24 protein-coding genes are annotated in these 22,363 nt (G+C 40.0%); 14 read left to right on the forward strand and 10 right to left on the reverse strand.

Features of this window, described 5'->3' with window-relative positions; genetic code table 11:
- The first annotated feature begins 511 nt into the window (after window positions 1-511).
- From cydP to FTU70_RS04105, 5 genes are read left to right on the forward strand one after another with little or no spacing between them, the layout of a single operon-like run.
- Entirely contained in the window at window positions 512-703 is a 192-nt protein-coding gene (gene cydP, locus FTU70_RS04085) for a cytochrome oxidase putative small subunit CydP (RefSeq protein WP_070155611.1), read from the forward strand.
- Window positions 703-2,283 carry a cytochrome ubiquinol oxidase subunit I gene (locus FTU70_RS04090; protein WP_096900849.1) on the forward strand — a complete coding sequence of 527 codons (1,581 nt, stop codon included), beginning with the start codon at window positions 703-705 and terminating at the stop codon, window positions 2,281-2,283. The genes cydP and FTU70_RS04090 overlap by 1 nt, the downstream gene beginning before the upstream one ends.
- A gap of 2 nt (window positions 2,284-2,285) precedes the next feature.
- Complete coding sequence (gene cydB / locus FTU70_RS04095) at window positions 2,286-3,431, forward strand: cytochrome d ubiquinol oxidase subunit II (RefSeq protein ID WP_004973405.1); 1,146 nt, start codon at window positions 2,286-2,288, stop codon at window positions 3,429-3,431.
- Between the two features lie 24 nt (window positions 3,432-3,455).
- Window positions 3,456-3,557, forward strand: a complete 102-nt coding sequence (gene cydX, locus FTU70_RS04100) for a cytochrome bd-I oxidase subunit CydX (RefSeq protein WP_004860610.1) — start codon at window positions 3,456-3,458, stop codon at window positions 3,555-3,557.
- Between the two features lie 4 nt (window positions 3,558-3,561).
- Window positions 3,562-3,861, forward strand: a complete 300-nt coding sequence (locus FTU70_RS04105) for a cyd operon YbgE family protein (protein ID WP_004973403.1) — start codon at window positions 3,562-3,564, stop codon at window positions 3,859-3,861.
- A 144-nt stretch (window positions 3,862-4,005) separates the two neighbouring features.
- Here the strand turns inward: FTU70_RS04105 and aroC are convergent, their stop codons facing one another.
- The 3 genes from aroC to FTU70_RS04120 form a co-directional block, all read right to left on the reverse strand.
- Complete coding sequence (gene aroC / locus FTU70_RS04110; protein WP_070154613.1) at window positions 4,006-5,100, reverse strand: chorismate synthase; 1,095 nt, start codon at window positions 5,098-5,100, stop codon at window positions 4,006-4,008.
- A 13-nt stretch (window positions 5,101-5,113) separates the two neighbouring features.
- Window positions 5,114-6,124 (reverse strand): 50S ribosomal protein L3 N(5)-glutamine methyltransferase, encoded by a 1,011-nt coding sequence (gene prmB / locus FTU70_RS04115; RefSeq protein ID WP_180060081.1) that lies wholly within the window; start codon window positions 6,122-6,124, stop codon window positions 5,114-5,116.
- Window positions 6,125-6,230: 106 nt separating this feature from the next.
- Entirely contained in the window at window positions 6,231-6,611 is a 381-nt protein-coding gene (locus FTU70_RS04120; protein WP_180060083.1) for a hypothetical protein, read from the reverse strand.
- Window positions 6,612-6,838: 227 nt separating this feature from the next.
- On the opposite strand from FTU70_RS04120, the gene FTU70_RS04125 reads away from it, so the two are divergent.
- From FTU70_RS04125 to FTU70_RS04140, 4 genes are all read left to right on the forward strand, one after another.
- Window positions 6,839-7,144 carry a hypothetical protein gene (locus tag FTU70_RS04125; protein ID WP_154320717.1) on the forward strand — a complete coding sequence of 102 codons (306 nt, stop codon included), beginning with the start codon at window positions 6,839-6,841 and terminating at the stop codon, window positions 7,142-7,144.
- A 143-nt stretch (window positions 7,145-7,287) separates the two neighbouring features.
- Window positions 7,288-8,661 (forward strand): AarF/ABC1/UbiB kinase family protein, encoded by a 1,374-nt coding sequence (locus FTU70_RS04130; RefSeq protein ID WP_004973390.1) that lies wholly within the window; start codon window positions 7,288-7,290, stop codon window positions 8,659-8,661.
- Window positions 8,662-8,930: 269 nt separating this feature from the next.
- Complete coding sequence (locus FTU70_RS04135) at window positions 8,931-10,241, forward strand: acyl-CoA dehydrogenase family protein (protein ID WP_004973388.1); 1,311 nt, start codon at window positions 8,931-8,933, stop codon at window positions 10,239-10,241.
- 51 nt (window positions 10,242-10,292) lie between these two features.
- Entirely contained in the window at window positions 10,293-11,492 is a 1,200-nt protein-coding gene (locus tag FTU70_RS04140) for an acyl-CoA dehydrogenase family protein (protein ID WP_179994402.1), read from the forward strand.
- 89 nt (window positions 11,493-11,581) lie between these two features.
- Here the strand turns inward: FTU70_RS04140 and FTU70_RS04145 are convergent, their stop codons facing one another.
- The 3 genes from FTU70_RS04145 to FTU70_RS04155 form a co-directional block, all read right to left on the reverse strand.
- The gene (locus FTU70_RS04145; protein WP_096900853.1) at window positions 11,582-11,917 is read right to left on the reverse strand and encodes a type II toxin-antitoxin system PemK/MazF family toxin; all 336 of its coding nucleotides are present in this window, start codon (window positions 11,915-11,917) and stop codon (window positions 11,582-11,584) included.
- Window positions 11,917-12,165 (reverse strand): AbrB/MazE/SpoVT family DNA-binding domain-containing protein, encoded by a 249-nt coding sequence (locus FTU70_RS04150; RefSeq protein ID WP_004973383.1) that lies wholly within the window; start codon window positions 12,163-12,165, stop codon window positions 11,917-11,919. The genes FTU70_RS04145 and FTU70_RS04150 overlap by 1 nt, the downstream gene beginning before the upstream one ends.
- A gap of 176 nt (window positions 12,166-12,341) precedes the next feature.
- Window positions 12,342-13,547 carry an alkane 1-monooxygenase gene (locus tag FTU70_RS04155; RefSeq protein ID WP_004973378.1) on the reverse strand — a complete coding sequence of 402 codons (1,206 nt, stop codon included), beginning with the start codon at window positions 13,545-13,547 and terminating at the stop codon, window positions 12,342-12,344.
- A 166-nt stretch (window positions 13,548-13,713) separates the two neighbouring features.
- Here FTU70_RS04155 and FTU70_RS04160 point away from each other — a divergent pair, with 166 nt between their 5' ends.
- On the forward strand, window positions 13,714-14,667 hold the full coding sequence (locus tag FTU70_RS04160; RefSeq protein WP_180060085.1) for an AraC family transcriptional regulator: 954 nt from the start codon (window positions 13,714-13,716) through the stop codon (window positions 14,665-14,667).
- Between the two features lie 5 nt (window positions 14,668-14,672).
- Here the strand turns inward: FTU70_RS04160 and lpxB are convergent, their stop codons facing one another.
- Entirely contained in the window at window positions 14,673-15,848 is a 1,176-nt protein-coding gene (lpxB, locus tag FTU70_RS04165) for a lipid-A-disaccharide synthase (RefSeq protein ID WP_180060087.1), read from the reverse strand.
- Window positions 15,849-16,074: 226 nt separating this feature from the next.
- On the opposite strand from lpxB, the gene FTU70_RS04170 reads away from it, so the two are divergent.
- The 3 genes from FTU70_RS04170 (at window position 16,075) to FTU70_RS04180 (ending at window position 18,807) form a co-directional block, all read left to right on the forward strand.
- Window positions 16,075-16,962 (forward strand): sulfite exporter TauE/SafE family protein, encoded by an 888-nt coding sequence (locus tag FTU70_RS04170; protein WP_004973373.1) that lies wholly within the window; start codon window positions 16,075-16,077, stop codon window positions 16,960-16,962.
- 170 nt (window positions 16,963-17,132) lie between these two features.
- Entirely contained in the window at window positions 17,133-18,224 is a 1,092-nt protein-coding gene (locus tag FTU70_RS04175) for a 3-deoxy-7-phosphoheptulonate synthase (protein ID WP_042068745.1), read from the forward strand.
- 61 nt (window positions 18,225-18,285) lie between these two features.
- Window positions 18,286-18,807, forward strand: coding sequence for a protein tyrosine phosphatase family protein (locus FTU70_RS04180; protein ID WP_004973370.1), 522 nt, complete (start codon window positions 18,286-18,288; stop codon window positions 18,805-18,807).
- Window positions 18,808-18,841: 34 nt separating this feature from the next.
- Here FTU70_RS04180 and ispF read toward each other — a convergent pair whose 3' ends face one another.
- Complete coding sequence (gene ispF / locus FTU70_RS04185) at window positions 18,842-19,330, reverse strand: 2-C-methyl-D-erythritol 2,4-cyclodiphosphate synthase (protein WP_004973369.1); 489 nt, start codon at window positions 19,328-19,330, stop codon at window positions 18,842-18,844.
- A gap of 98 nt (window positions 19,331-19,428) precedes the next feature.
- Between ispF and FTU70_RS04190 the strand changes: the two genes are divergently transcribed.
- A complete protein-coding gene (locus FTU70_RS04190) occupies window positions 19,429-20,079 on the forward strand; it encodes a hypothetical protein (protein ID WP_004973366.1) in 651 nt (216 codons plus the stop codon).
- A gap of 28 nt (window positions 20,080-20,107) precedes the next feature.
- On the opposite strand, the gene FTU70_RS04195 is transcribed toward FTU70_RS04190, so the two are convergent.
- On the reverse strand, window positions 20,108-21,016 hold the full coding sequence (locus FTU70_RS04195) for an AEC family transporter (RefSeq protein ID WP_154320714.1): 909 nt from the start codon (window positions 21,014-21,016) through the stop codon (window positions 20,108-20,110).
- 187 nt (window positions 21,017-21,203) lie between these two features.
- The gene (rodA, locus tag FTU70_RS04200; protein ID WP_154320713.1) at window positions 21,204-22,340 is read right to left on the reverse strand and encodes a rod shape-determining protein RodA; all 1,137 of its coding nucleotides are present in this window, start codon (window positions 22,338-22,340) and stop codon (window positions 21,204-21,206) included.
- Window positions 22,341-22,363 lie beyond the last annotated feature (23 nt).

The raw sequence follows: 22,363 nt of genomic DNA on the forward strand, positions 1-22,363 counted from the left end.
AAAGTTAAAATTTTTCACTCAAACTCAACACAATCTGTTTGTTTATAAACGATACATTTCATGTGATCTGAACAATATTTACACAAAATCATTATGAAAAAATGCTGTTTACCCTAGACTAAGCCAAAGACAAAGCACCACTACATTGTAGGGAAATAAAAAAATATGCGGAATCGTCATTAAACTTTAACAAAAGAATGAGAATAATTATTAGCTGATAATATCTCTAATTTATTGCTATTTTTAGATTGATTTTTATTCATAGCAATTTAGTATGATTTGCTTTTTTAAAATATAAGTATTTTAGTCAGATTTGGAATTATTAATTACAAGTGTTTCTGTCAAGTTTAAAAAATATTACTTTCCTCCATTTACTCTGCAACACCCAAAAACAAACTATTGATTTATAATAAGTTAACAATATATTTGCATTTTAACTGTGCCAGCTATTTTTTTTTGTATGTTTTTGTTTAATAATATAAAACACAGTTTAAAAAATAGGCTTATAAAAGTGAGCTTAGTTCCTAAAGATTTAAATAGAAAAGTAGTTCGTGAACTCACGATCATTTTAATAATTAAGGTCGTGCTGTTAATGGTCATCAAAAATATTTGGTTTGATGCCCCAACTATTCCTCAAAATTTTGATTCACAAGTTGCTGAGCGTATTGCTGGCAGTCCTTCCTCAATCAAGGAGACACGTTGATGATTTCTGAAAGCGTGGTCGATCTCTCGCGGTTCCAATTCGCAATGACCGCGATGTATCACTTTATTTTTGTTCCACTGACTTTAGGTCTGGCTTTTATTCTTGCCATTATGGAAACCACGTATGTGATTTCTGGTAAAGAAATTTATAAAGACATGACCAAATTCTGGGGAAAACTCTTCGGTATTAACTTTGCCTTAGGGGTAACCACTGGTTTAACCATGGAGTTCCAGTTTGGTACAAACTGGGCGTATTACTCACACTACGTGGGTGATATCTTTGGTGCACCACTCGCAATTGAAGGTTTAATGGCCTTCTTCTTAGAATCGACCTTCATTGGTTTATTCTTCTTTGGATGGGATCGCCTCTCCAAAGTGCAGCACTTATGTGTAACGTGGCTGGTTGCGCTTGGTTCTAATATGTCCGCTCTCTGGATTTTAGTTGCCAACGGCTGGATGCAGAACCCAGTGGGTTCTACCTTTAACTACGAAACCATGCGTATGGAATTGGTTGACTTCGGGGCGTTAATTTTTAACCCTGTTGCGCAAGTTAAATTCGTACACACTGTTTCTGCAGGTTATGTAACGGGTGCTATTTTCGTTTTAGCGATTTCAAGTTATTACTTATTGAAAAAGCAAGACTTGCCATTTGCGCGTCGTTCATTCGCTATTGCAGCAATTTTCGGTTTAGCTTCTACTTTATCTGTAATTCTACTTGGTGATGAATCAGGTTATGAATTAGGTGATGTTCAAAAAACCAAACTCGCAGCAATTGAAGCAGAATGGGATACTCACCCTGCTCCTGCAGCGTTCACTTTATTTGGTATTCCAAACGAAGAAACGCAAACGACAGATTACGCAGTTAAAATTCCTTATGTAATGGGGATTATTGCAACGCGTTCTATCACCGAAGAAGTGACTGGTATTAAAGACCTGATCGCAAACCACGAAGTTCGTATTCGTAACGGTATGGTTGCTTATCAACAACTTGAGCAATTACGTGCGGGCGACCAATCTCCTGAACTTAAAGCTGCATTTGAGCAAACTCAAACCGATTTGGGTTATGGTTTATTGTTGAAAAAATACACGCCAAACGTAGTAGATGCGACTGACGAACAAATTAAAATGGCTGCTGCGGATACTATTCCACACGTACCAAGTTTGTTCTGGGCATTCCGTGCCATGGTAGCTTCTGGTTTCTTAATGCTGTTGTTATTCGCACTTGCAACTTTTGCAGTGGCTAAACGCAACGCAGAAAGCAAACCTTGGTTATTAAAATTTGCGTTATTCTCATTACCATTACCTTGGATTGCAGCGCAAACAGGTTGGTATGTAGCAGAAGTTGGTCGTCAACCATGGACAATTGGTGAAGTACTTCCAACACACTTGTCTGCATCTTCACTCAGCACTGGCGACGTATGGGGCTCAATCATTGCATTGGCAGCGTTCTATACCGTTTTGCTGATTATTGAAATGTACTTGATGATCAAATTCTCACGTCTAGGCCCAAGCTCGCTTCATACTGGTAAATACCACTTCGAGAAAATTGAAGCTGCGAAAAAAGCCAATGAGGAGGCTTAAGCATGATCGAATATGAATTACTCAAAATCATTTGGTGGGTGTTAGTGGGTGTATTACTCATTGGCTTTGCCCTCACCGATGGCTTCGACATGGGCTCAATGGCGATCATGCCATTTGTAGGTAAAAATGACGAAGAACGCCGTGCTGCAATCAACACGATTGCACCGCACTGGGATGGTAACCAGGTTTGGTTCATTACAGCGGGTGGCGCGTTATTTGCTGCTTGGCCAATGGTATATGCAACAGCATTCTCAGGCATGTATTGGGCACTACTCTTAGTTCTGTTTGCCTTATTCCTGCGCCCAGTTGGTTTTGACTACCGCTCAAAACTTGAAAACACCAAATGGCGTACATCTTGGGACTGGGGTTTGGCTGTAGGTGGTGCAGTTCCTGCATTAGTGTTCGGTGTTGCGTTTGGTAATATGTTCCTTGGCGTACCATTTACCCTAGACGAAACTGTACGTTCAACATATACAGGCAGCTTCTTTGCATTATTAAACCCATTCGCTTTAGTGTGTGGTTTAGTCAGCTTGTCTATGCTTTGCGCGCATGGTGGTGCATGGTTAATGCTGCGTACCGATGGTGACTTACGTGCACGCTCTGCAAAAGCAACGCAAATCATGGGCATTGTGTTCCTTGTGTGTTTCTTGGGTGCAGGCGCATGGCTATACTTCGGTGGTATCGAAGGTTATACCCTAGTCACTCCATACGACACGAACGGCGTAGCAAACCCATTGGCTAAAGAAGTTTTAACCAATGCAAACCCAGGTTGGATGAACAACTACTCAGCGTACCCTATTACCATGATTGCACCAATTATGGGCATCTTGGGCGGTATTTTGATTATTCTTGCAGCAGGTAAAAACAAAGCTGGTTTAAGTTTCACAGGTTCATCTTTAGCGGTGATCGGTGCGATTTTAACTGCAGGTTTTGCATTGTTCCCATTCTTAATGCCATCAAGCCTCAACCCAGTTGCAAGCTTGACCATGTGGGATGCGGTATCAAGTAAAAACACATTAACTGTAATGACTGTTGCAGCATGTATCTTCGTACCAATTATTTTGCTATACACCACTTGGTGTTACTACAAAATGTGGGGCGTTATCACCAACAAGCACATTAAAGAGAATTCACACAGCCTTTACTAAGGCTGTGTCTAAGGAGAATAAATTATGTGGTACTTTGCATGGATTCTCGGTATTCTGATGGCATGCTTTGCAGGTGTCTTGAGTGCCCTGTATATTGAATCTCATCAAGACCTTGACGAGGAATAATTAGATGACAGACACTGCAGTGAACGCTGAAACAACAGTTCAAAAACCGAACAAGATTGCGATGGTTATTTCATGTTTATTGGCATTCCCACTCGCAGCTGTACTGCTTCTTCATCCAGCAGCAATGCTGGATGCCAACGGTGAATATAGCCACCGTGCCATGATGTTTATTATGATTGGTATTTCAGGTGGCTTTGTACACGGTGTTGGTTTTATTCCACGCTTTTGGTTTTGGAAATGGTTATTTAGCCCATTTGTGGCTTGGCCATTGATGATTTGGGGTTATTACACTTGGTTTCTTTAATGAGGTGTAAATAAATTCCTTGAAAAGAGCGCAATATGCGCTCTTTTTATTTATTGAATGTCTGGCTATGTTTCAGCATAAAAAAAGCTAAACCATTTGGTTTAGCTTTTTTTAAAACTCAAAATAAAATCTTAGATCAGACCGTTATTTTGGTTCAATAGGTGCAAACGGTGCAACCACATCAGCATTTTGTGCACGATGACGCATAAAATGATCCATTAACACAATCGCAAGCATTGCTTCTGCAATTGGTGTTGCGCGCACGCCCACGCAAGGGTCATGGCGACCTTTAGTCAATACGTCTGTGTCTTCACGGTTTAGGTTAATGGTTTTACCTGGTGTAGTAATACTCGCCGTTGGTTTTAAGGCTATTGCAACACGGATATCCTGCCCGCTTGAAATCCCACCCAAAATACCACCTGCATGGTTTGCCAAAAAACCATCCGTTGTGAGCTCATCACGAGTTTCATGTCCAAACTGTTCTGCCACGGCAAAACCATCACCAATTTCTACACCTTTCACAGCATTGATTGACATCATGGCATGTGCAATATCGGCATCTAAACGGTCAAAAACAGGTTCACCCCAACCCACAGGTACTTTTTCTGCCACAATTTCAAGCTTCGCACCGCAGCTTGTGCCTTGCTCACGCAAAGATGTTACTAAAGCTTCAAAACGTGGCACAGCATCTACATCACCACAGAAGAATGGATTATTGGCTACTTCATTCCAATCCAGTTTTTCAGCTTTTTCTGTACCAATTTGCGTTACATGACCACGAATCACAATACCAAATTTTTCAAACAGGTATTTTTTAGCAATTGCTCCCGCAGCAACGCGCATAGCTGTTTCACGCGCACTAGAGCGACCACCACCGCGATAATCACGGAAACCGTACTTTTGGGTATAGGTATAGTCTGCATGTCCAGGGCGGAACGTTTGCGCAATGTTGCCATAATCTTTAGATTTCTGGTCAGTATTACGAATTAATAAACCAATCGACGTTCCCGTAGTTTTACCTTCAAACACGCCTGAAATAATTTCTACTTCATCGGGTTCTTTACGTTGTGTCGCAAATTTAGATGTACCAGGTTTACGGCGGTCTAAATCTTTTTGCAAATCTTCAGCAGACAGTTCAATGCCTGGTGGCACACCATCTACAATGGCCATAAGCCCTACGCCATGAGATTCGCCACAAGTCGTTACACGGAAGAGTTGCCCAATACTATTGCCTGCCATGTCCAACGACTCCTTATGCTTGAACAGATTGAATAAATAAATCGCGGTACTGACGACATTGTGCTGCAGTCAGTGCAAAAATGCCTGATCCACCTTTTTGGAATTTAAGCCAATGTAAATCGACCGTATTGAAGTTTTGCTTCATTGCCCATTCAGAATTGCCCACCTCAATCACAATCAGACCATCTTCAGTGAGGTAATCTGCAGCCTGCGCCAGCATTTTGCGCACTAAATCTAAGCCATCTTGCCCTGCTGCCAATGCCAACTCAGGTTCATGGTGAAATTCTTCAGGTAAATCTGCCATATCTTCGGCATCAACATACGGTGGGTTAGATACGATTAAATCGTACTGATTTTCTGCTGGAATTTTGGCAAATAAGTCCGATTCCAATAAAGCAATCTGATACTGCTTGTTGTGATGCTCAGTATTGATTTGAGCAACTTCCAAGGCTTCTTTAGAAATATCGGTTGCATCCACTTCTGAGTCTGGAAATGCATAAGCCAATGCAATCGCAATACACCCTGAACCCGTACACATATCTAAAATACGTTGTGGTGTTTTTGGTGCAGAATTAGCAGGTAAATTATTATCTGCTTCACGCATTTGACCATTTTCATCTAGACAATATGGCGCAAAACGATTTTCAATTAGTTCTGCAATAGGTGAACGTGGAATCAAAACACGCTCATCTACATAAAATGGTTTATTAAAGAAATAAGCCAAATTCAACAAATATGAAGTTGGTACTTTTTCGTTAATACGGCGTTCAAGCAGACTTAAAAACTCAGCCACTTCGCTTGGTAAAAGTTTGGCATCTAAAATTTCTGGGTCTGCATTCCAGTCTAAAGACAAAGTTTGTAACACCAATGCAGAACTTTCTGCAAAATAATCTTCTGTACCTTGACCTAAATGTGCATCGTATTGACGTAGTGCTGTAACCCCAAAGCGAATAAAATCACGAATGGTTGATAGGTTTTCAGCAGCTTCCTGCAAATGTTCAGGGCTAATTGTCGGTCGATCCACTTAAGGCGCTCCAAGGTCAAATTTTAAAACGCCTTATGATACCTTGTTTTGCTCGGTTTTATAATGTTTAAGCAGTTTCCAAGTAATTTATTTACTATGGTTTTACTTATTTGATTCCCACAAACTGACCTTGATAATAATCAGCGCGCTCTGCTGTTTGCAGCAAAACACATTGTGCACGTTGTAATGCGGCAAAATCGCTTTGAGTCGATAAATAACAGCGTTGTTTTACACGGTTTTCCCAAAGTTGATGCTGTTGTTGAATATTACTGGCATTGCCTGCGCTACGCTTCACGTAGGCTTTATAATGTTTTTTCAATCGTTTAACTTGAGCTTTCTGCTCTTTGTGAATACATTTTTGTGATTTATCAATGCTCCCATAAGTATTATTCATACATTGTATATAGGCCTGTGAAAAACCATTGGCCCAGACTTGGCTTGTACCTAAAGCCAGCATCCCCATTAATGTAACTGCCCAAACTTTCATGTTTTCCCCTGAGCGCCTTTTGATGCATGCGCGGTGATTCTTCAATATTTTATAATTTTGCGAAACGTAAATTGCTGTATTGATGCTACAAGATTCAGGCTCAAAATCCTATAGTCAACGCCCAGCTTTTATTGCCCAGTCAATGATATATACAGAAAAATCATTGAAAAATGTGACGTCATCCCAATAATTGAATTACTCATTTTATAGATGAATCGTTCAGCCTTATGAGCTACAAACACAATAATTTAATGGCCATGCGCCAAAGCTATTGGAACGACAACCACTCCGAAGCAGTCTTGATTGAAAAACAATTTTTTCAGCAAATTTTGATTGAAAACGGCATTTTTGAAAATTCGTCATTAGATGATGCCAAATATCTATTTTTTAGTTTGCCCAGCGTGATTATTGTTAAGGGATATGCGCATGGTTTTTTACACGATTCTGTAAAATTGATGATTCTCAAATTTATCCAAGACAACAAAGCGCAATTGATGAAAAAAGCCGAAACCAAAGTGCAATATCGGATGTAAAAGTACTTTTAAGCCGTTTTTCATACTTTTTTCACGAGGAAACTCGTCGTTCAGCAAGTTGAACTTTTTTAATACGTTAAGACGCGCTAATATCCGTTACAATCTAATTTTCCTGCGTATTGCTGATTTAAGGATTGATTTTAATGTCAGATCAGAACGATAAGCTTAAACAACTCAAGACTTCCTCTATGGATCGACGCTTATCCATCGCAAAGGCATCTTTACTTGCAGGAACACGATGGGCAGCCTCGAATGCCACCTCTATGTTTTCAAGCGAAGAAGAAAAAGAACGTAAACGAAAAAAAGCCATGAAAGAACAAGCCGATTACTTGGTGGCTGAAATTGGCAAACTCAAAGGCTCTATCGTGAAGATTGGGCAAATGATGGCGCTGTACGGCGAACATTTTTTACCTGAAGAAATTACGCAAGCACTCAACACGCTGAATAACCAGACTGTCGCATTGGCATGGCCTGCGATTAAACAGCAATTACAGGCACAGTTAGGTGCCAAACTTGATGATCTCACCATTGATCATGAGCCATTAGGTACAGCCTCTTTGGCTCAAGTTCACCGCGCGACCCGCAAGTCGGATGGTTTGGAGTTGGTATTAAAAATCCAATATCCAGGCGTAGCAGATGCGATTGACTCAGACATGAGCCTATTTAGAAATATGCTCAAATTGACACGCATGGTGCCGCAAACCCGTGAATTTGATCAGTGGTTTGATGAAGTGCGTGAAATGATGCATCGTGAAGTCAACTATCAAATTGAAGCGGAAACGACACGTCGTTTTGCTGCCCGTTTAAAAGATGATCCGCGCTACATTGTGCCGCAAATTGTGGATGAATACTGTAGCGACCAAGTGCTGTGTATGACCTTTGAACGTGGCGTACCGATTAACAGCCCTGTCATGCTCTCATTACCTCAAGAACGCCGTAACCAATTAGGCGAAGCCTCTTTAGAAATTGCTGTGCGTGAAGTATTTGAATGGGGCGAAATGCAGACTGACCCGAACTTTGGCAACTACTTAGTTCGCTTAGGTAATGGTGAAGATATTCACGATAAAATTGTACTGCTCGACTTTGGTGCTATTCGTCAATTTGATCAACACTTGCTTACTGTGGCGCGTAATTTGATCAAGGCGGGTTATTACCACGACCCACAAATGATGGTGAATGCCATGACGGGTTATGAGTTTTTTGACAGCATCCCTGAAAGCATTAAACCTGACATGGCAAAAGTGTTTCTATTGGCAACCGAAGCCTTTAGTCACTTAGACAATAACCGCGATTTACCTGCAGGCGTGATGGATGAACAATCGCGCTATGACTGGAAAAAAAGTCAGCTGCATAGCCGTGTCATGCAACAAGCATCTAAATCGATGGCTTCGCGTTACTTTAGTGTGCCGCCTAAAGAATTTATGTTTATTAGCCGTAAATTTATTGGTGCCTACACCTTTATGACCGTGATTGATGCGAAAACCAATGTCCGCAAAATGATTCAAAAGTTTATTTAAGTCCCAACTTTTATTTCTTTGATCAAAGCTGTTATATAGACCTAAATGATTGTTGCCCACTCGATGCAATTGTCATTTAGGTCAATTTATTTTAAAAGCGTAGATTTCTATAAAATTAATAATCTATAAAAATCCACATATTAGTCCAGTTATAAGAAAATTTTTACCGTTTATCTTTGACAATTCTGCATGTCAGCAATGACATAGTTTTTTTATAGTCTGCATGTCAGCATAAAAAACAAGCATTCTCTGTGTAGGACAACACAATCATGAGTCAAATGATAAACAAAGCCCAAGGATTCGGCTTAGCGCTACTCACTAAAATGGCATCGAGTGATCTGCTCGATCAATTCAAATTACGCAAATGGGTTGAACAATCTCTATATCACTCAGCCAAAGCAGGTTTTAAAACCTTTGAAACCACTCAAAAAAATTTTAAAAGCACACAAAAATTACCGCAACAACGACTGACACGTCAATCCAAAGATTTATTTGATTTGTCATTGAGTGAAGAACAGCAAATGCTGGTCGATGCCATGCAGCAATTTGCTACAGAAGTGATCTATCCATTGGCACATCAGGCAGATCATGATGCGAAATTCCCACAAGTATTATGGCAATACAGCACAGATTTAGGTTTGAACACCTATGCTCTGCCCGAAGCTTTAGGCGGTGTTGCCACTGAACAAAATATTGTCAGCCATATTTTAATTGCCGAACAATTGGCACGTGGCGACTTTGGCTTAACCGCAGGATTACTTTCCACATTTGGCGTAATGAATGCCATAACTCGCTGGGGTTCAGAACAGGTTCAAAATCAGTATTTATCTGCGTTTTCCGAAACAGACGCGAACCATCCAACGCCACTTCAAGCCACTTTTGCGATTCAGGAAAATACTGCTGCGTTTAATCCGTATCAGCTAAAAACCAAAGCGACTTTGCAAAATGGACAGTACCTAATTACAGGTGAAAAAACGCTGGTGATTTTGGCCGAAACAGCAGATTTATTTTTGGTTAGTGCAGAGCTAAATGGTCAAGCCGATGTGTTCATTGTGCAACGTGATGCTTCTATTCAATTTAAAGCAGCGCCTGCAATGGGCTTAAAAGCCTGCGAAACGGCGACTTTAAAGTTTAATCAAACCCCTGCGGAGCGTTTAGGCACAGATGATTTCGATTACAGCGCATTTTTAGATTTAGGCAATCTCATGTGGTGCGCCATGGCAGTTGGTTGCTGTGAAGCAGTGAAAAGTTATTGTATTCGCTATGCCAATGAGCGCACTGCATTTGGCGAACCAATTTCACATCGTCAAAGTGTGGCTTTTATGATTGCAGATATGGCCATTGAAATTGAAGCCATGCGCATGCTGTTGCTGAATGCAGCGAGTCTTGCCGAATCGGGTAAAAACTTTCATCGAGAAGCATATTTAGCACGTCTGCTCTGTGCAGAAAAATCTATGCAAATTGCCACCAATGGCGTGCAAATTTTAGGTGGTCATGGCTTTACCAAAGAACATCCTGTAGAGCGTTGGTATCGTGATTTACGTGCGACTGCAATTATGCATTCAGGCTTGCATGCTTAATCTCACACCATCAATAAACGATAGCCAGCTAGAAAAATAAGGAATACATCCATGAATTTACAAAATCCAAAAAAATTCAAAATGTTGGTCGATCAGGCACATGAAGTTGCTTTAAATGTATTACGTCCCATTTCAAGGAAATATGATAAAGCCGAACACGCCTACCCGAAAGAATTAGACATGCTTGCCGCCTTAGTTGATGGTATGAACCAAGCGGGCGATGGCATGAATGCAGGTGCAGCAGTCAACAAACGTGGTGACACATCTACAGGTAACAAAAATGGCGTAAATATGTCTACCGCACTGAGTATTGTCGAAATGTGTTATGGCGATACAGGTTTATTACTCAGTATGCCACGCCAAGGTTTAGGTAATTCTGCGATTGCTGCGGTGGCCAATGAAGAACAATTACAACGCTTTAATGGTGTTTGGGCAGCCATGGCAATTACCGAACCCAACTGTGGTTCTGACTCTGCGGCTATTCGTACCACTGCCACCAAAGTAGACAATGAATATATTTTAAATGGTGAAAAGATTTTTGTGACCTCTGGTGACCGCGCCGATGCCGTTGTTGTGTGGGCAACCTTAGACAAAAAACTGGGACGTGCTGCGATCAAATCCTTTGTTGTGACTAAGGGCACACCTGGCATGACCGTGGAACGCTTAGAACATAAATTAGGGATTAAAGCCTCGGACACAGCAACAATTCGATTTGAAAATTGCCGTGTTCCTGCGAGCAACCTTTTAGGCAATACAGAAATTGATGTTGCCAAAGGGTTTGCAGGTGTGATGGAAACCTTTGATAACACTCGCCCTTTGGTGGCAGCTATGGCCGTTGGTTGTGCCAAAGCCGCTTTAGAGCGGATTAAGGAAATTTTTAAAGACCAATTAGATGCAAATTATGCCACGCCCTATTTACAGTGTTCACATATCGCAGCACAGATTTATCGGATGGAAGCAGAATGGGAAGCCGCACGTTTATTGATGCTCAAAGCAGCATGGATGGCAGACAATAAACAGCCTAACTCACGCGAAGCTTCTATTTCCAAAGCCAAAGCTGGTCGCGTGTGTAATGAAATCACGCTCAGGTGTGTCGAGTTAGCTGCATCGGTGGGTTATAACGAAGATGAGTTATTGGAAAAATGGGCACGTGATTCAAAAATTTTAGATATTTTTGAAGGTACGCAACAGATTCAGCTATTGATTATTGCCCGTCGTGAATTAGGTAAAAGTTCGAGTGAGCTCAAGTGATTTTATGATTTAAGGCATATAGTAAAATAAGATAAAAGACAGATTTTCATAGAAATATTGCTATAAATTTCTGTCTTTTTCGATATAAATTAATCTTCAGGTGAAAAAATTGCGATATATCTTGCTAAAACCTCATCCAAAACATCTGCGTGCGAGGATTCTAAAAACCGCGCGTGTCTAGCTTCAAAATCTAAAGCTCTAGATTGATCACAACGCACAATACCTGTAGTTTTCCCACCAATAAGCTCTACAGCGAAACCCATATTTCGTGCAAAGTTTCCACCAGAAGTAATAGGCAAAACAATCGGCATTTTAGTAATAAGATTAAATGACTTAGGTGAAATAACAAATACAGGTCGCTTACCTTGTTGTTCATGTCCAAGTGTTGGATCTAATGAAATCAAATAAATATCGCCTTGATTCATTAGATTTCTTCTCGCCCAACTGCTTTTACATCATGCCACGCATCTTGCTCTAATGCTAAAGCTTGATGCTCTTGCAGCAAGTCAGCCAATTTATAAGATGGCTTCGCTTTAGGTTCGACCACTAACTTACCATTCACAATGCTCAGAGAAACTTCCTTTCCCGCATCTAAACCTAAACTTTTTAATAATGTAGGCGGTACGGCAAGCATGACCGAACCACCTACTTTTCTCAAGTTTGTATGAATCATACCCACCTCAATATTATATAAATATATAACTTTATTATGCGCCAAAATGAGATGAAGTCAATTCATAGTAAGATGAGTGAAAATAGACATCTGGTATACATCTCAATCTTTCCTTTGAAAGATATATACAAAAGAAATATCAAAATGAATATTAAAAAATAATCTTAATAATTCAATCAATTATCCACCACACCAAATTTCTTAAAAATTCGTGCACGGCGTTTAGGCTGAATATTGGCTTTGTTTAAATTGCCTTGATAATGTTCAAATACACGTTTATCCATAATTTTAAACCACAAAGGTGGAATCATGGCAGGCAGCAACATGCTGGCATAACCGCTTGGTAATTCAGGCGCTTCATCAAAATGTCGCAAAGCCTGAAATGGTCGGGTTGGATAAGCATGATGATCGGAATGACGTTGTAATTGATACAAAAACAAATTGGTCACAATATTGTTATTATTCCAGCTGTGTTCAGGCATAGTGCGCTCATATTTGCCATGCGCATCTTTTTGTCTAAGCAAGCCATAATGTTCTATATAATTAATTATTTCAAACAGGCTAATGCCATAAAAAGCCTGTGTCGCCAAATACGGAATGATCCCAGTACCAAAACGCGCCAACAATGCAGCATGAAATGCCGCACTCATGCCCCAGCCTTGTAATAATTCATTGTCTTTCGACCAAAAACTTTTGCCTTTACGTTTTAAACGCTGAGTTTCAATTTGCAGTGCAGACTTAAACGAACCTTTTACCGTGCGGGGCCAAAACTCATAAAATGTTTCTCCCATACGTGAAGATGCAGGGTCTTCAGGTGTCGCAGCACGTTTATGATGCCCATACGGATGCTCAACCCGAAAATGGTTATATCCTGTTGGTGCTAAAGCCAAATGTGACAGTAAGTGATCTATTTTTGAAGATTTATGGCTGAGTTCATGCGCAGTATTGACAGCAATACCATTCACCATCCCCATGGAAATACCCAGAAAAATTTTATCGACTAACGAGGTTTGTGGCCGTCCAACCAAATAAGCTGCATAAATATTGGCGGCATATTGCAAAGGAATAAAACTTTTCACCAAACGCGAATAATACCGATCTTCCTCAAGTCGTTTCACATCTTCATTGCTTGGGTTATTGGCATCTTGACCAATTAAAGTATCAATTGTTGGAATAATCACATGCAATAATAAAGGGCCACCTAGAGCAAAAACTTTTTTCGCAGGCTTCGGAGCGAATTGATAACCCGCCAAAATCCCCATCCCCAATACAGGTAAAAATGGGCTGATCAACCATAAATAACGCTTTTTATCGAGTTGAGCCGCGCTTTTATAAGGAACATCCTGTTCCATCTCTTTAAGCAAATGAAGTGGTGCGTTCATCTTATTTTCTTCCTTCTACGCTGTTCTACCTATATATTTGTGGAAAGACACGAGAATGAACAGTTGCAGACGTCCAAAAAAGCTATGCAAAAGTCTTTGGCGCAAAAATGCGCTATATTGTCCTGAAATCACAGGTTTATTTTTTATAATGATTTATGCTTAAAATATGGATGCTTTAAGTAAAATTTTTGATGATATACATCTGCACCAATCAGAATATATCTATTTAAATCCTCATGGAGATTGGTCATTTCAATATCGTGACCAAGGGGCAATGCTGGCTTATGTAGTACTACAAGGCTCGCTGCATATCCATTTATCTGCACAGACACACCTTCACATTGATGCAGGTGATATTGTCCTGATTCCATCGGGTTGCAGTCATTACGCAAGTGCAACTGCAGACACTCACTGGACAGAACACTTTGATATTTCGGATTTATTTCAAATTCAGTCACAGCAGTCAATAAATTTTGGCACGATAAATCACACACAAGCTGAAGACGCATTTATTTTGGTGATTCAATGCCACATGGACACCACCATGGCAAAACCGCTTTTAAGTGCCCTACCCGAATATCTGCATATTCCGCATATCATGTGCAGCACAGCGCCCGAGTGGTTACAAATTGGCTTGCAATTTTTAGCGGTGGAAAGTCATCAAATCCGACCGGGACGGGATAAAATATTAGATCACTTGGTCAGTATTTTACTGATTGAATGTGTGCGTGATTATATTTTTCAGCTTGATGACTCAAATAACTGGCTCGGCGCTTTGGCACATCCTGAACTTTCCAATGCGCTCGCAGCTATTCATGGTCAACCCGAAAAAGCATGGACGGTAGAAAGTTTGGCAGAACAATGTTGCATGTCACGTTCTAAATTTGCCAATTTGTTTAATCAGGTAATTGGTGAGCCGCCTTTGGCATACTTACAACAACATCGGCTACGCTTGGCATCGCATTATTTACAGCAAGGACAATTGTCGATTCAACAAATTGCCCATCGTGTCGGTTATTCTTCCGAAACCGCCTTTAGCCAAACTTTTAAAAAGCAATTCGAGCTAACACCTAGCCAGTATCGGCAGCAGTTTCAAAACAACAATGCAATCACGAAATGAACAGTTTAACGATCTAAAATCGCCAAAATTGCTTGTGCAGGGTCTTCGCTATTATCGGACAATAATTGCTTATGCATAGTGATATGTTGCATCACTTGAATTTGTGCAGTTTCGATATAAATTAACTTTTCAATTTCTGCTGCCAAACGCTCAGGCGTTGCATCATCCTGAATTAACTCCTGAATAACCTTTTTACCTGCAATAATATTTGGCAATGAATAATAAGGAATTTTCACCAACAGTTTCGCAATCCAGTACGTAATGCGATTCAGCTTATAAAACGTAACCATTGGACGATGTAATAGCATCGCTTCTAACGTCGCCGTGCCTGAAGCCAGTGCAATCATATCGGACGCATTCATTACCTGACGACCAATTTTGGATTCTGTGCCACGATTTTCTATCAATTGCACTTTGTCTTGTAATGCACTCGGATAAGACTGCAGTAACGCTTCAATTTGTTGTTTACGTGCATCATTAATTGCAGGAATTAGAAACTTAAACTGCGGATATTTTTGCGTCAAAATATAAGCCGCATCTAAAACTAACGGCCCTAAACGCTCAATTTCACCACGTCGACTACCGGGTAATAACGCAATATATTGTTGCTGTTGGTCTAGACCCAATTCTTGTTTTGCTGCAGCAATTGGATTTTCCAACGGCAACTGACTCGCCAAAGGATGTCCGACAAAGGCTGCAGGCACATCCCATTTTTTAAAAAAGGCTTTTTCAAACGGAAATAAACACAGTACCAAATCTATACTGGCTTTAATGCCATGTACCCGACCTTGTCGCCATGCCCATACCGAAGGACTGACATATTGCACGGTTTTAATCGGCAAGTTTTTCTGTTTTAAACTTTTGGCAAGACGTAAATTAAAATCGGGTGCATCAACCCCAACAAAGACATCAACAGGATGTTGGCTCCACTTTTCGACCAAACCATCCCGAACTGCAAAGAGTTTTTTCAAATCTTTCAGTACTTCAACAATGCCCATTACCGATAGAATATCCATCGGATAATAACTTTTAAAACCTTCCGCAATCATTTGCGGGCCACCAATGCCTTCAAACTCTGCATCAATGCCTTGCTCACGAAAACGTCGCATGAGTTGTGCCCCTAAAGTATCACCCGATACTTCTCCCACAACGATACCTATTTTAAGTTTCCGATTTTGCAAGCGTTTTGTCCTCTAAATTTTAATGGATATGAATTTTCGCATTTTAGCATAGCCACTGTATTTTGTAAGAAACAGAAAGTAAGCCGTGGCTTGAATCTGCGATCTTTTGCACTGATTTTCCACATTGACTATATCTGTTTTAAGAATAAGTAAATCATTAATCAAGACAACAGCTTATTGCCAAAAGTCATAATATATTCACGATTTTTGACTTCGGCATATCTTCATGGTTGGTCCTTTAGAGTTTATTTTGGCAGGTGTATTGGTCGGCTTCTGCGTGGGTGTGACTGGCGTAGGTGGCGGTTCACTGATGACTCCCATTCTGATCAGCTTGTTTAAAATTGAACCGCATATCGCAATTGGAACAGACCTACTTTATGCCGCCATTTCAAAATTCTGCGGCTCATTGGTTCATGCCAAAAAAATGAATATTGTATGGCCCATTGTCATTTGGCTTGCGGTGGGCAGTATCCCTGCTTCATTTGCGACCCACTGGGTTTTAGAGAATTATTTAAGTCAATCTACCCATTACAAAATGGTACTGACCGTGGTACTGGGCTTTATGTTGACCTTAACTGGCATCTCAATTGTGTTTCGCAGTCAAATTGAAACGTTTTTTAATAAATACCATAAACAAGAATTGCCTGATATGACTCAAGACCTTGAAAAGGTCAAACTACAGGCTGCAGATAAGCGTGCCCTCATTGTAATTATGGGAGTTGTACTGGGTGTATTTGTCACACTTTCTTCAGTGGGTGCAGGTGCTTTTGGCATCATGGCATTGGTACTGATGTTCCCGAATCTACCGATGATTCGTATTATCGGTTCAGATGTCGTGCATGCCGTCTTACTTACCCTAGTTGCAGGCTTAGGTCACATGAGTTCAGGCAATGTCGACTTTCACCTATTGGTTTGGTTGTTGGTTGGCTCGATTCCTGCAATTGTGGTGGGAACTTTAGTCAGTTCACGTTTACCTGAAAAAGTGATTCGTAAAGTTTTAGGTATTACCTTATTTATTATCGGGATTAACTTTATGGTCAATCCTGTGAAATCAAAACCTATCAGCACACCAGAAACTGCAACAGCAGTTTCTGAGGCACAAGCCAGCCAATAATGAATGCTTTATCTGACAGGATTTTGCTAAAACAGACCGTTTAATTTATCTACCCGATTCATCACTTATTTTTTAAAGAAGTATTCATCTTTTTATAACAAAATACAGTGAAATTCATGTTATATTCAGACTATTAAACAATCTTTTGTATGATCAAACCAGTGACGGCAATGAATACTTTACAGTCTAATCCTCTTACACAATCAGACATCGATGACGTGAATATTGAAAGTATTCAGCCACTCGTGACTCCTGCAGAATTAAAAACTGAGTTACCTTTGACTGAAAATGCTTATCAAACCGTTCTTCGTGGTCGTGAAACAATCCGCAATATTTTAGATGGTAAAGACAAGCGTCTATTTGTGGTGATTGGTCCATGTTCTATTCATGACCCTGCTGCTGCACATGAATATGCAGATCGTTTAAAAGTATTAAGCGAAAAAGTAAAAGATTCTCTTTATATTGTGATGCGTGTTTATTTTGAAAAACCACGTACTACAGTGGGCTGGAAAGGCTTAATTAACGATCCAGACATGAATGACTCTTTTAACATTGAAAAAGGCTTGCGTCTTGGTCGTAAACTTTTACTTGAGTTAAATGAAAAAGGTTTGCCATGTGCGACTGAAGCACTTGATCCAAACTCTCCGCAGTATTATCAAGATTTAATTTCTTGGTCTGCAATTGGTGCACGCACTACAGAAAGCCAAACGCACCGTGAAATGTCATCTGGTCTTTCTTCTCCAGTCGGCTTTAAAAATGGTACAGATGGCGGCTTAACAGTTGCTACCAATGCCATGCAGTCGGTAAAACACGGTCACAGCTTCTTGGGTCTTAATGATCAAGGTCAGGTTTCAGTAATTCGTACTAGCGGCAACCCGTATGCACACGTGGTTTTACGTGGTGGTAATGGCAAGCCTAACTACGATGCAGGCTCTGTTGCAGATGCTGAAAATGCATTAAACAAAGCCAAAGTCAGCACCAAAATCATGATTGACACCAGCCATGCTAACTCAAACAAAGACCCATTCTTACAGCCATTGGTATTAAAAAATATCACTGAGCAAATTTTAGATGGCAATAAGTCTATTGTTGGGATTATGGTCGAAAGTCACCTGAAAGGTGGTCGTCAAGATATTCCTGAAAACTTATGCGATTTAGAGTATGGTAAGTCTGTGACTGACGGTTGTATCGACTGGGATACCACTGAAAAAGCATTGCTTGAAATGCATGAAGCATTAAAAGACGTTTTAGTGAATCGTTAAGATTTAAAAACGCCATCTTCATGATGGCGTTTCTATTTGTAGCATAGGAAATTCTGCGCGCATGAATGACATTGAAACCCAACTTAGCCAAATTAAAAATTTCCAGTTCATTCATGAGCGTTTGTTTTCTTCAGGTCAGCCTACGGCTGAAGAATTAAAACAAATTAAAGAATATGGTATTGGCACTGTCATTAATTTGGCTGAAAGTGATGCGGAACACGCCCTTCCCCATGAAGACAAAATTTGTCTGGATGTTGGACTAAACTATATTCAACTGCCAATTTCATGGGAAACACCATCCTCTGATCAATGTTTATTATTGCTCGATTTGGTCAATCATTTATTAGAAAGCCAAATGGTGTGGGTACATTGCAGCAATAACAACCACGTCAGTAGTTTAATGTATTTGTATCGTCAATATTTTATGGATGTGGATATTGCAACGGCTCAAGACTTTTTACATGATATCTGGAAACCCAATGAAACTTGGACAGGCTTAATTCACGCCGTTTCTTTGCAATTACAAGGTCGTAAAGCCACGCAAGATTTACAACAAGCTTTAGAATCTGCTGAACTTTCTTAATTCAGCAGATTGTATAGATAAAATTCTAACGCGATTATTTTGTATGAGAAATCAATACAATCGCTGTTGCTAAAATACCTTCCTGACGCCCAGTAAAACCTAATTTTTCAGTGGTTGTCGCTTTGATACTGATTTGTGTGACCTCTACATCCAATACATCAGCGACACTTTGGCGCATTTCTAGCGTATGCGGTGCAAGTTTAGGACGTTCGCACGCCACAGTAATATCGGCGTTATTCAGTTTATAGCCACGGTCTAAAATGAGTTGATAAACCTGTTTAAGCAATACCCGACTATCTGCACCTTTATAATTTGGATCGGTATCTGGAAAATGCTGCCCAATATCCCCCAGCGCCAAAGCACCTAATAATGCATCGCATAGTGCATGCAGCACTACATCACCATCTGAGTGTGCTTTTAAACCTTGTGTATGAGGAATTTGAACACCTGCAAGCGTCACAAAATCTCCCGCTTCAAAGGCATGAACATCTAATCCTTGTCCAATACGAATCTGTGCAACCATGTTCAACTCCTGTAGAAATAAATCATTGAAATCTTGTATTCATACTTTCGATTTCGCTATATTAGACCTAGCGCAACATAGTGAAAGTATAAGCGATCATGCTGTTGAAATCTGAGATTCATCTTATCAAAAACTTAAGTACACTGCTGTTATTTGGCTGTTTATATTCATCTTTCTCTTATGCACAAGGGATTGATTGTAGATCTACACCCAATAAAAAGTTGGCGCAGGTGTGCACAGAAAATTTCTCAGAATTGCGTGAAAAATTAAGTGATCAACATTTAACAGCTTATTTGATGAGTGATGCGCCTATTCGCTTGTTAGAAGATACTCAGCAATTGTGGATCCAACGCTTACAGCAATGCAAAAGCTTAAATTGTTATACTCAGCAATTTGATTTTAGAATTGATCAACTGAATTTTTTCACTTCAATGAATCAAAGCATGACTCAACATTATTTAAAATATGAAAATGGTCAATTTGCTGCACAACCCGTACATTTACAAATTCATCAACTCAATAAAAACAGCATTAAAATTGAAGGTATTGCTTATCGCAATCCAAATAACCGCCTTGAAAGCCAAAGTATTGCCTTTTTAGCTTATACAACACCTGATCAAAAAAACAAAATCATCGACAATGAGCACGATTGCAGTTATGAGTTTAATTATTCTAAAGCAATCTTAAAAATTCAAACCAAACAAAAAGGTTGTGAACGCTTTGCGGGCATCTATCGTTTATACGATTAATGCTGAACAATAGATTGTATTAGACAGATTAAATGAGCAACCACAACACAATTGGCAAAGTTAATGCGGCGAATACGGTTTGCAAGCTAATAATTGAAGCCATTAAACGACTATCTCCCCCTAAAACTTGTGTAAGTACATAAGCTGCCGATGCAGTAGGTAAAGCAAAAAACAAGACTAAAATTTGCGACTCCAACACTGGAACATTTAAGCTCTGACAAATTAGCCAAGCCAAAGCAGGCATAAATAACAAACGCCCGAACACATTCAATGCCAATGCGAATACATCTCGTTGCAAGCCATTAAATTGTAATGCTGCGCCCACACACATTAATCCCAAAGGCAAACTGCATAACGCTATTTGACGAATAAAATGCGCTGCACCTTCCCACAAGCTCAAACCTGATAAATTAAATAGACCGCCAACAATACACCCTAAAATTAATGGATTTTTCATTAATGACCATAGGATTTGCTTTGCCTGTAAAGTCTTAGTATCGCTTAAAGCCAGCACAGATAAAACATTCACCAATGGAATGCAGAACACCAAAATAATCGCAAACAGCGCCATGCCCTGCACCTGAAACAATGCTGCGACCAAAGCCAAACCGATATACGTATTGAAACGTACCATGCTTTGCATATACACCCCAAAACGGACTGCGGGTGTTTTGAAATAGCCGCGCAAGGCATATAACAGACAACTTACTAAAGCCACAATAATCCCTACGACCGACAAAATCTGTGCGATTGATTTCGCTTCAATGTTTGCTGTAGCGAGGTTTAAAAACAACATGCTAGGAAACAAAATATAGTAATTTAACTTTTCTGCACCCTTCCAAAATGGCTCATCCAACATACGTGATTGCTTAAGCAGATAACCCATTGCAATTAAGGCAATCAAAGGGAAAAGTGCAATAAAAATTAAATGGGTCATGGGGTGCTCTGTGTTACTGTTATGCTGTTCTTTTTAAATTATTGCTTAATAAATAAAGTAAATTTACTGGATATTATAAGGATTGTTTTGTGTTTATCCTAATTGCTTAGGCTTTTTAAAACCACAAAAAGAGAAAAAGATGATAATAGCAAAACTCACCTACATCATCTTTCAGATGGATTCTGTATTAACGATGAGTATGGATAGACATCACAATCCCCATACTCGCCAACATGGAAATAACAGCCGTTCCACCATAACTCATCAGCGGCAATGGGTCACCCGTTACAGGTAAAATACCACTCACCATCCCTGAGTTTAGAAATACAAAGAAAAAGAAAGTCAGACCAACCGTGCCTGCATACAAACGTCCAAAATTATGGAAACAATTCATCCCAATCATCAAACAACGTAAAATAATGGCAGCAAACAAACTGAACAGTAAAAATACGCCAATAAAACCAAATTCTTCGGCATAGGTCGACATAATAAAGTCAGTATGATGTTCAGGCAGATAACCCAAATGTGATTGCGTTCCTTCTAAATAACCTTTACCTGTAAAGCCGCCTGAACCAATGGCAATTTTAGATTGAATAATATTCCAGCCTGCCCCCAAGGCATCCGACTCTGGGTCAAATAAGGTGAGTACCCTTTTCTTTTGGTACTCCTGCAAAAAGAACATCCAAAGCAATGGTGCTGCGAGCGCCAATGCAGTGATTGCTCCTAAGATTAATCGCCATGACATGCCACTTAAAAATAGCGCAAAGACACCGGGAATAATCAAACCAATGTTTAAATCGGGTTGCAATGCCACCAAGACAAAAGGAATCATCATAATCACTAAAGCGACAATGATATGGATCAATTTAGGCGGGAAAGCACGACGCGAAAAATACCACGCCATCATCAATGGCATGGCAAATTTCATAAATTCACTGGGTTGCATACTGCCAATACCTGGCAAGCTGATCCAGCGTTTTGCCCCCATACGGGTTTCACCAATGACCAAAACCAAAGCCAGCATGATGACTGCAAAGATATAAAAATATGGACTGGCAGCTTGATATACCTTAGGCGGAATTTGCGCCAAAATAATCATGGCGATAAAACCAATGCCAAAACTGGTTGCTTGACGCAGCACCATCCCCATATCTTGCGCGGTGGCACTATATACCACCATTAAACCCAGAATCGCATTTAAAATCAGAAAACACAGCAACCATGGATCTAAATGTAATTTAGTCCAGCGTGAGGAATCATTTTTAATGCTTCTACCATCACGTAATGAGTGACGTAAAAAACGATACTGCTGCGATGGATTCATGCGACTCAAAGGTATTTAAAATA

Origin of the sequence: Acinetobacter sp. YH12135, from assembly GCF_013418565.1 — a bacterium.
GTDB classification, from domain to species: domain Bacteria; phylum Pseudomonadota; class Gammaproteobacteria; order Pseudomonadales; family Moraxellaceae; genus Acinetobacter; species Acinetobacter towneri.

Excerpts from the sequence above, each read along its gene's own strand:
- FTU70_RS04090 (WP_096900849.1), top strand. The coding sequence starts at position 703 with ATGATTTCTGAAAGCGTGGTCGATCTCTCGCGGTTCCAATTCGCAATG.
- FTU70_RS04130 (WP_004973390.1), top strand. The coding sequence starts at position 7,288 with ATGTCAGATCAGAACGATAAGCTTAAACAACTCAAGACTTCCTCTATG.
- ispF (WP_004973369.1), bottom strand. The coding sequence starts at position 19,330 with ATGGTTGCACAGATTCGTATTGGACAAGGATTAGATGTTCATGCCTTT.
- FTU70_RS04195 (WP_154320714.1), bottom strand. The coding sequence starts at position 21,016 with ATGACCCATTTAATTTTTATTGCACTTTTCCCTTTGATTGCCTTAATT.
- rodA (WP_154320713.1), bottom strand. The coding sequence starts at position 22,340 with ATGAATCCATCGCAGCAGTATCGTTTTTTACGTCACTCATTACGTGAT.
- FTU70_RS04135 (WP_004973388.1), top strand. The coding sequence starts at position 8,931 with ATGAGTCAAATGATAAACAAAGCCCAAGGATTCGGCTTAGCGCTACTC.
- FTU70_RS04155 (WP_004973378.1), bottom strand. The coding sequence starts at position 13,547 with ATGAACGCACCACTTCATTTGCTTAAAGAGATGGAACAGGATGTTCCT.
- aroC (WP_070154613.1), bottom strand. The coding sequence starts at position 5,100 with ATGGCAGGCAATAGTATTGGGCAACTCTTCCGTGTAACGACTTGTGGC.
- FTU70_RS04170 (WP_004973373.1), top strand. The coding sequence starts at position 16,075 with ATGGTTGGTCCTTTAGAGTTTATTTTGGCAGGTGTATTGGTCGGCTTC.
- FTU70_RS04180 (WP_004973370.1), top strand. The coding sequence starts at position 18,286 with ATGAATGACATTGAAACCCAACTTAGCCAAATTAAAAATTTCCAGTTC.
- FTU70_RS04160 (WP_180060085.1), top strand. The coding sequence starts at position 13,714 with ATGGATGCTTTAAGTAAAATTTTTGATGATATACATCTGCACCAATCA.
- FTU70_RS04150 (WP_004973383.1), bottom strand. The coding sequence starts at position 12,165 with ATGATTCATACAAACTTGAGAAAAGTAGGTGGTTCGGTCATGCTTGCC.
- FTU70_RS04190 (WP_004973366.1), top strand. The coding sequence starts at position 19,429 with ATGCTGTTGAAATCTGAGATTCATCTTATCAAAAACTTAAGTACACTG.
- FTU70_RS04125 (WP_154320717.1), top strand. The coding sequence starts at position 6,839 with ATGAGCTACAAACACAATAATTTAATGGCCATGCGCCAAAGCTATTGG.
- cydB (WP_004973405.1), top strand. The coding sequence starts at position 2,286 with ATGATCGAATATGAATTACTCAAAATCATTTGGTGGGTGTTAGTGGGT.
- FTU70_RS04175 (WP_042068745.1), top strand. The coding sequence starts at position 17,133 with ATGAATACTTTACAGTCTAATCCTCTTACACAATCAGACATCGATGAC.
- FTU70_RS04120 (WP_180060083.1), bottom strand. The coding sequence starts at position 6,611 with ATGAAAGTTTGGGCAGTTACATTAATGGGGATGCTGGCTTTAGGTACA.
- cydX (WP_004860610.1), top strand. The coding sequence starts at position 3,456 with ATGTGGTACTTTGCATGGATTCTCGGTATTCTGATGGCATGCTTTGCA.
- FTU70_RS04145 (WP_096900853.1), bottom strand. The coding sequence starts at position 11,917 with ATGAATCAAGGCGATATTTATTTGATTTCATTAGATCCAACACTTGGA.
- FTU70_RS04140 (WP_179994402.1), top strand. The coding sequence starts at position 10,293 with ATGAATTTACAAAATCCAAAAAAATTCAAAATGTTGGTCGATCAGGCA.
- FTU70_RS04105 (WP_004973403.1), top strand. The coding sequence starts at position 3,562 with ATGACAGACACTGCAGTGAACGCTGAAACAACAGTTCAAAAACCGAAC.